Source organism: Streptomyces sp. P5F9 (assembly GCF_057961495.1).
This window is the reverse complement of sequence record NZ_JBXVPZ010000071.1, coordinates 22,379-29,961: the sequence shown is the minus strand read 5'-3', so window position 1 is coordinate 29,961 and position 7,583 is coordinate 22,379. Positions and strand designations below refer to the sequence as shown.

3 protein-coding genes are annotated in these 7,583 nt (G+C 66.8%); all 3 read right to left on the bottom strand.

Annotated features, from left to right (window positions below):
- Positions 1-11: 11 nt before the first annotated feature.
- Genes AC31A1_RS14830 through AC31A1_RS14820 form a run of 3 tightly spaced genes read right to left on the bottom strand, consistent with a single transcriptional unit; the run spans position 12 to position 7,560 of the window.
- Positions 12-524 carry a hypothetical protein gene (locus AC31A1_RS14830; protein ID WP_489653759.1) on the bottom strand — a complete coding sequence of 171 codons (513 nt, stop codon included), beginning with the start codon at positions 522-524 and terminating at the stop codon, positions 12-14.
- Entirely contained in the window at positions 521-4,627 is a 4,107-nt protein-coding gene (locus AC31A1_RS14825) for an Eco57I restriction-modification methylase domain-containing protein (protein WP_489653758.1), read from the bottom strand. Before AC31A1_RS14825 ends, AC31A1_RS14830 begins: the two co-directional genes overlap by 4 nt.
- Positions 4,627-7,560 carry a DUF8741 domain-containing protein gene (locus AC31A1_RS14820; protein WP_489653757.1) on the bottom strand — a complete coding sequence of 978 codons (2,934 nt, stop codon included), beginning with the start codon at positions 7,558-7,560 and terminating at the stop codon, positions 4,627-4,629. Before AC31A1_RS14820 ends, AC31A1_RS14825 begins: the two co-directional genes overlap by 1 nt.
- Positions 7,561-7,583 lie beyond the last annotated feature (23 nt).

Below are 7,583 nucleotides of genomic sequence, written 5' to 3'. Positions count from 1 at the left end.
TGGGGCGAAAGTCAAGCCTCCAGGGTCTCTTCGGGGCTGTCCTTGCTTTCAGCCATTACCCTGCCACCGACAAAAGCCACGCCCAAGGCGAGTGCAGCAATACCGAGCATCGAAACTTTCTTGAGTGCCCCATCCAAGAACCGTTTGTTCTCGCTGTCCTTCTGGGACTCCTCCCTTACGGCTTCCTGCATTTTCTCGATGAGTTCCTTCTTCTGTTCCCAAGTCAAGTCGCCCTTGTCGAGTTCATTCTTGAGAGTATCCCTGAGTTCCTGAAAGGCTCGATGGACGTGTTCCTGGCTCTCCTTGTTGGCTGAGAGCGTGGACTCATGCGATTTCTTCATCGCATCCACAACATTCTGAGCGAAATCCTTGAACGCGGGAAACTGCTCAACGATTTTCAGGGCCACCTCCGTGCCCATGTCGGGCATCATGGCCACGAACCTGATCATCTTGTCTTTGGAGAGATTTCTCCAGGAGTCGATTCCAAGCGCGTGCTTAATCTCATCTTCGTCTTTGTATTTCAAGCCGTGGTTCCGTCCGAAGTCTTTGCCGGGTGGCGCGGGCCATAGCCCGGCGGCGGGGTGAGGGTGGAGGCGTAGTTCTCGCCTTCGACGAGCGGGGTCTCCATGGTGAGGCCGGCGGCGGCCATGCGGTCGTACTCGGCGAGGATCAGTTCCTTGGTGCGGTACGAGCCGTATTTGGCCTCGTCCTTGCGGCGGACGATGGGGAAGGTGTCGAGGATGTAGTCGGCGTCTTCGCGGGAGATGCCGTAGAGGTGGAAGAAGAGGGCGTCGAGTTCGGCGCGGATGCTCCGACGGCGCTGCTCGTCCCACTGGTAGGGCGCGCCGGTGCCGCCAAGGTGGGTGGCGAGGCCTGTCATATCAGTGGCGGTGTAGGTGAGTTCGAGGATTCGGGGGACGATGAGGGATGCATGGGCGGAGAGTTGGGTGGGTGTAGGGACGGGGAGCTGCTTCATGATGAAGAAGCTCATAGAGGTGCCGCCGATGCTCTGTCGTGCCGCGTAATCGAACACAAATGAGGCCCAAAGCGGGGCGAGGAGTTCCGGTGCACGGCACATAGCCAGCAGGAACTTATGGCCAACGCCTGCCTTTGGCATGAGAGTGCTGATCACGGTCCTCTCGTTGGCTACCTTGGACACGTCCCGCCACCCGAGGATGAAGCCATGCGGCCAGGACTTTTCGGCGAGACGCTGTCGGACACCCGGGATGAAAGTTTCTTCGCCGTCCTTATTGAACTTCCCGGAAGGCGTGTCCTCTTCGGCAACCCAGTAGTGAGGCAGGACGACGGCGTTACCGTCGTTTTTCTCTTCCAGCGCCAGCGCCCGGGTGTCACCTGCGTCGTCGTACGTGGCCCACCGATGGTCGTAGTGGTGCAGCATCTTCGCCTCGTAGAGGGGTAGCATCCGCGCGCGACCTTTGGTGAAGATGTTGCCTTCAAGTTTCCAACCGGAACTTTCGAGTTCCTCGCGCAGGTGCAATAGAGCTGATTCGTGGCCCGTGTTGAGCAAACCTTGCGAGAACGACATGCCCCATGGATTGCCGTTCGGAGTGCCCTCTTTCCAGAGCACAGGCAAGCGCTGGTACATGCGCAGCGTGATTTCCGCATCTCGCCTGGACCTGAACACGGGAAGTGTGCCCGTGTTCGGATTGAGGACCTGAATTTCTTCTGGCGTTAGCTCGTACGAGTTGCGCGGGTCCTCCAGCTCGTCCACTCCAAGGAGATCGAAGGCGAACCGTGCACAATCCTCGCGCAACCCCCAGCCGGTCAGGCTAAAGAGGCAGAACTTGAAGGTGTTATGCCCGATGCCGGACCAGAGATTCGGGTTAGTCACCAGGCCAATCAGCGAGTGAATTGCCCCTCGCTGGACCAAGTCCCGGAAGAAGTATTGGTTCCGTGCATCTGTGGCGATCCCAGTCGGAACGATGATCCCTGCGCGCCCGTTAGAGGAGAGCAGGATGACGTCGGTCTCGGCGAAGATCGAGTACGTGTTGAGGTTCCCCTGCCCCGTCAGCGGAACCCGGCCTGACCTCCGAAGAAAGTGGCTCTCGGCGTACACCTTCCGCTTGCCCGCCTCGAACTCCTCGTACAGGGGCAGGGTGTCAGGGGAGTCCTTGAGTGCCTCGATCATCTTCTTGCGCACGGACGTGCGGGACGCCTCGGCGATCTCCGGCGCCCGCTGGGCGAAGAACTCCTGCTCGCGGAAGTCCACGCTGTCCCACGGCGGGTTACCCACCACGGAGTCGAAGCCGCCCACCCAGCCCGTCGCAGGGGACACCCCCTGGCCGTTCTCCGGAACGGAGAAGACTTCGGGAAACTCCAAGTGCCAGTGGAAGAAGTTGTACTGATCGCGCAGACGCTCGATCTCGGCGCCGGTCCCCGCGGCGACACCCCCGCCGCTCGGGTCCTCCAGTGCCTTGAACACCGAGTGCGTCACCGCGCGCGGAGCCTCCGGCGTCTTGAGCCACACGAACGCCGCGCACCAGGCGTCGGCAACCCGCCGGGCACGCTGGTACGCCGAGGAGCCGGCCCACTTCTCGTACGCCTCCTCCTGGCGGCGTACGTCGGTCAGCCCCTCCGCCTGAGCCAGCGTGATGGACCGAAGCCCACTGGCGAAGACGGTGTTGGCGACCTGCACGGCCTCGTCGCCGAGGTCGAAGAGGCTGCCCTGCCCGACACGTTCCTGCTGGTTGATCTTCTCCAGTGCCTTGGCGTGCTTCTTGTCGTCGCCCTCGGTGGCGATGAACGCGCCGTCGGGAATCCCGTCCCGCAGCAGTTTCGGCGTTGCCCCGATCAGCCCGTTGCCGTGCTTCACATGCGCGTCCAGGAATCCCAGCGGCTTCCCCGGCTCCAACGCCTCCAGCCACAGCGACACCTTGGCCAGCTCCACAGCCATCAGATTGAGATCCACGCCGTAGATGCAGCGAGCGACGACCTCATGCAGCGCATGCCGTACCGCGTCCAGCGTCGGCTCGGGGTTCCGCTCCCGTACCGCCGCCACCTGCTTGGCGATGCGCCTCGCCGACGCCACCAGGAAGTGCCCCGAGCCGCACGCCGGGTCGCACACAGTCAGAGACAGCAGCTCGTTCACAATCGCCTCCGCCGGGTCGGTCGCCCCCGACTTCGACGCCGCTTCCTCGCCCCGCTTCACCGCGTCCCGTATCACCGGGTCCAGAGTCGAGTCCAACAAGCACTCGATGAGCGAGGACGGGGTGTAGTAACTACCCGTCGTCTTACGGGTGTTACCAGCCACCTCAACCAGCGTGAACGTACGGTCGGCGGTGCTGTGCTTCGGCTCCAGCTCCAGCAGGGACTCGTATACGGAGCCCAGCTCTTCCGCGTCCAGATGACGGTAGTCGATCGCCCGCCAGCGGCCGGAGCTGCCGTCCCGCACCTGCGACAAGTGCCGTACGGCCGTCAACAGAGCCTCGTTGGAGAGCTTCAGCCCACGCAGCGGGCCGTCCGCGTCCGTGTCGTTGAACAGACCGCCGAGACCAGGCAGGCCCAGCTCGGGGCGGCCCTTCTCGTCGCCGAGTGCTGTGAGGACGATGCACAGCGCTTCGTACAGGTCACCGTGGGCCGTACCCCGCCGCTTCCTTGCGTGCGCGCGCAGCCGCGCCGACGAGAAGTACGCCTCGTACCGCTCGCGTGCCTCCGGGTCCGCCTTCGGCGACAGCAGCGCGTCGCGGTCCTCGGCCACGAAGACGAACAGCAGCCGGTACACGAGCCGCAGTAGCGCGGCCTGGAGGACCTTCGGGCGGACGTCCTCGCGCAGGGCCGTGTTCTCCGGGTGCCGCAGGAAGCCCGTACCCAGCGCGGTGATCGCGTCCTGGACGCCCTTGCGGAGCTGGTCCAGGGCGCGGGTGCCGGAGGCGATGGCCTCCGTACGCCACTTCTCCAGCCGGCACGCGGACGGCGGCGCGTCCTCCGCCACCTCGAACCGCGACACATGAAGCACCCGGTACAGCAGCACGAACTCGCTGAACAGCTCGCCGTCGAAGATCGCTTCGAGGTCGAACTCGACGTACGAGGCCGTGGCCAGTGCGCTGGAGTCGCGCAGCAGGCGAACCTGACGGCCGTTCGTGAGGACGCCCCACAGGTGGGCCTCCGTGCGGTTCAGACACTCCTGGAGCATCGACTGCGGCGGGACCGAACCGGCGCCACCGACGCGCTTGTCGAGGTCGGCGTTCCAGGCCGTCTGGTGGATGAGGGCGTGCCGCCAGCGGTGAGAGACCGGGAACCTCTTCTCCGCGTCCGAGTCGGCGGTGATGCCCGCCGGGCCGACATGCGTCAGCGGGCCGAAGCCCAACTCCCGCCAAAGCGGGGCCAGCCAGTCACTGCCGGCGCGGCCGGTCGGGTCGGCCGCCGGGAGGCCCGTCTCGCGGTCCTCGGGGAGGTGCTTGCGCAGGTCGCGCCAGAGCGGCTTCAGGTACTCCCAGCTGCGCTCGGCCTCGTCGCGTACCGAGCGGGAGGACGGCAGGCCGTAGTCGGCCGGCTTCGAGCCGGGGACGTCCTTGCCCTCGGAGATCCGTACCAGCATGTCGGCAGGCAGCAGCCCCCCGACCGTGTGGACGGCGGTGAACACCTGGTTGCGGGTGACGGCGGACATCAGGCGGACACCTCAGCAGTCGCAGGAACAACGGGCAGGTACACGTACGCGCCGAGGATGTCGGCGGGCTTCTGCACGGTGACAGACAGGCCACGGACGATCTCACCGGACGCCTGGCGCACTCGGCGGTGTGAGGCATCCAGCTCCGCGGCCAGATCCTCGCCGTACGTATCCAAGTGGCCGTATACATCCGGCAGTTGGGTGAGTAGGCGCGTCATCGTGCGCTCTGCGTAGTGCCGGTCCGTGCTCTCCGACGCTGTCGCGTCGAGCAACGCCCGAGCCCGCTCCGCCGGCAGCCACTCGGCCTTCCTGGCGGAGCCCTCGAAGGCGACCAACCGGGCGTCCTCCGCGACCAGCTGCTTCTCGCCGCTGCGGGAGGGCAGTGTGAGGTGGAAGCGGTAGCGGACCAGGAGGAGGGTGGTGAGGGTGCCGACCGCGTCCGTGGTGACCACACCGCAGCGGCGGGCCGGGCGGGCGCCGTCGGCGTGGGTGTCCAGGGCGGCGTTGAGGACGTGGGACGCGAGGGCGCCGACGACCGGGTCCGTCCGTACCAGGGCAGCTTCACCCCTCGCCACCGCCGGGTCCGCGCGGAACGGGATCGGGCGGTCCTTCTCGATCACCTCAGCACCGACCGTCGGTGCGAGCGCGTCCCGCAGGCCGATGGGCGTGCCGCCGACCTGGGCCGTGAAGTCCTCGCCGTCGCCGCGGAGTACGGCACCGAGGGCGCCCAGGGACTCCCGTACGAACGTGTCGATCTCGCCCGCCCCGCCCAGCGCTTCGCGGATCGAGGCGACCTCGCGGGCCACCTCCTGCGGACGCACGGAACGCTGGGCGAACCGCGAGCGCGACGCCTTCTCTCGCTCGGCCGCCGAGTTCCAGTCGCTGTCCAGCTTCTCCGTGCTCACCTTGAACGCGTCCGCGCTGAACAGCGCGTCCTGGTCCTCGCGGCCGCGCATCAGCAGCCACTCGACGATCGCGTCCGTCACGCCCGTCGACAGTTCGTCGGGTACGGAGACGGAGATGCCGAGGTCCTTCTTGATCTGGCGGTGCTTCTTGATGAGGACTTCGAGGACCTTGCCGTCGATGCCGTTGTCGTCGCCGTACAACGTGATGACGCGGACCTGGTCCTTGCGCTGGCCGTAGCGGTCGACGCGGCCCTCGCGCTGGTCGTGGCGGGTCGGGTTCCAGGCCAGGTCGTAGTGGACGACGGCGTCGAAGTGGTGCTGGAGGTTGACGCCCTCAGAGAGGCAGTCGGTGGCGATGAGGACGCGGCGGGCGGCGGCGTCCTCGCCGGCCTCCTCGGCGAGCTTCTCGATGCGCTCCAGGCGCTGCTGTGGGGAGAGCGTGCCGGTGACCGCCTTGACGACGGTCTTCGCGCCGAGCGGGCCGCGCCTGCCGGACTCCTTGTCGTTCTCCAGCTGGGAGGCGAGGTACTCGGCCGTCGGGATGTAGCGACAGAACACGATCGGGTTGTGGCCGTCCGCGAGCAGCGCCTTGAGGTGCTTGATCAGCGCCTTGAGCTTCAGGTCCTTGGCAGGGCCTTCCAACTGCTCGGCGATGTCGGCGAGTTCGGCGAGGTACGAGCGTGGGTCCTCGGTCGTCTCCGCGCCCGGTGCGACGTCCATGCCCTCCATCGCGTCGCTGTCGGCCGCGTCGCTGTTGAGCGGGGCGCCCAACTTGTCGGCCTCCTCCGCCGACGCGGCGATCGCCGCCGCAGAGCGGGTCCGCAGCGTCTGCGCGGCGGCGCGGGGGGACGACACCAAGGAGCGGAGCAGGGCGATCGCCGACCACCAGGCGATGCGTGCCTCCCGCTTGCCCTGACTGCCCGCCTGCTCGACGCGCTCACTCGCGTACGCGATCGCGTCGTCGAGCAGGGCCCGGTACTCCGGCGACAGCTTGTACGTCTCGTCCTTGAAGTAGCGGTCCGAGGGGAACGCCGTCCGCTCCGCGAGGGAGTCGTCGCTGAGGCCGTCCTCCTTGGTGAGGTACTGGCGTACGTCCGCCCGCTTGCGTGCCACGAAGTGCTGGGCGAGGAGCTTCCGGCCCGCCTCAGAGTCAAGGCTCACGTGGGCCAGTTCGGGCTTGACCAGGCCGAGGAGGTTGCGGAACGCGGACTCCTTGCCGCTGTGGGGGGTCGCCGTCACGAGCAGCAGGTGCCGGGTCTCGTCCGCGGAGACGCGGCGCAGCAGCTCGTAGCGGAGCTGGTTCTGCGAAGCCGTCGAGGTGTCGTCGGCGACCACGCAGGTGTGCGCCTCGTCGACGATGACCAGGTCGGGGCAGTGGCGTACGAAGTCGTCGCGGTGGCGCGGGGACTTGATGAAGTCCGTCGAGACGATGACGTGCGGGTACTTGTCAAAGAGGGACTGGCCGAGGTCCAGGCCCCTTTCGAGGCGCGAGACCGTCGAGGAGAGGACCAGCTCCGCGTCCATGCCGAACTTCGTGCGCAGCTCCTGTTGCCACTGCTCGGCCAGCGCGGGGGAGCAGAGCACGGCGAGGCCCGTCGCCTCGCCCTGAGCGAGGAGTTCGCTCGCGACCAGGCCCGCCTCGATCGTCTTGCCGATGCCGACGTCGTCGGAGATCAGCATCCGGACCGTCTTCTGGCGCAGCGCCATGAGGAGCGGCACGAGCTGGTACGCGCGCGGCTCCACCGCGATCCCAGCCAGGGAGCGGAACGGGCCCGCGCCGGAGCGGAAGCCGACGCGCAGCGCTGTACGCAGCAGGCCCGCCGCCCGCTGGTCACCGAGGTCACTCGGCTCCGGCGACGCGAACTTCGCCTCGTCCACCGTCTCGAACGCGGTGAACACTGCGGCGATGTCGTCGTCCGAGCCGCCCAGCGGACGCAGGACGAGCAGATCGGGCTTGCTCTCAGGGAGCACGACCCATTCCCGGCCGCGGGCCTTCACCAGGGAACCGGCGGAGTACGTGAGTGCCATGTGAGTCTTCGAGTCCTCGTGTT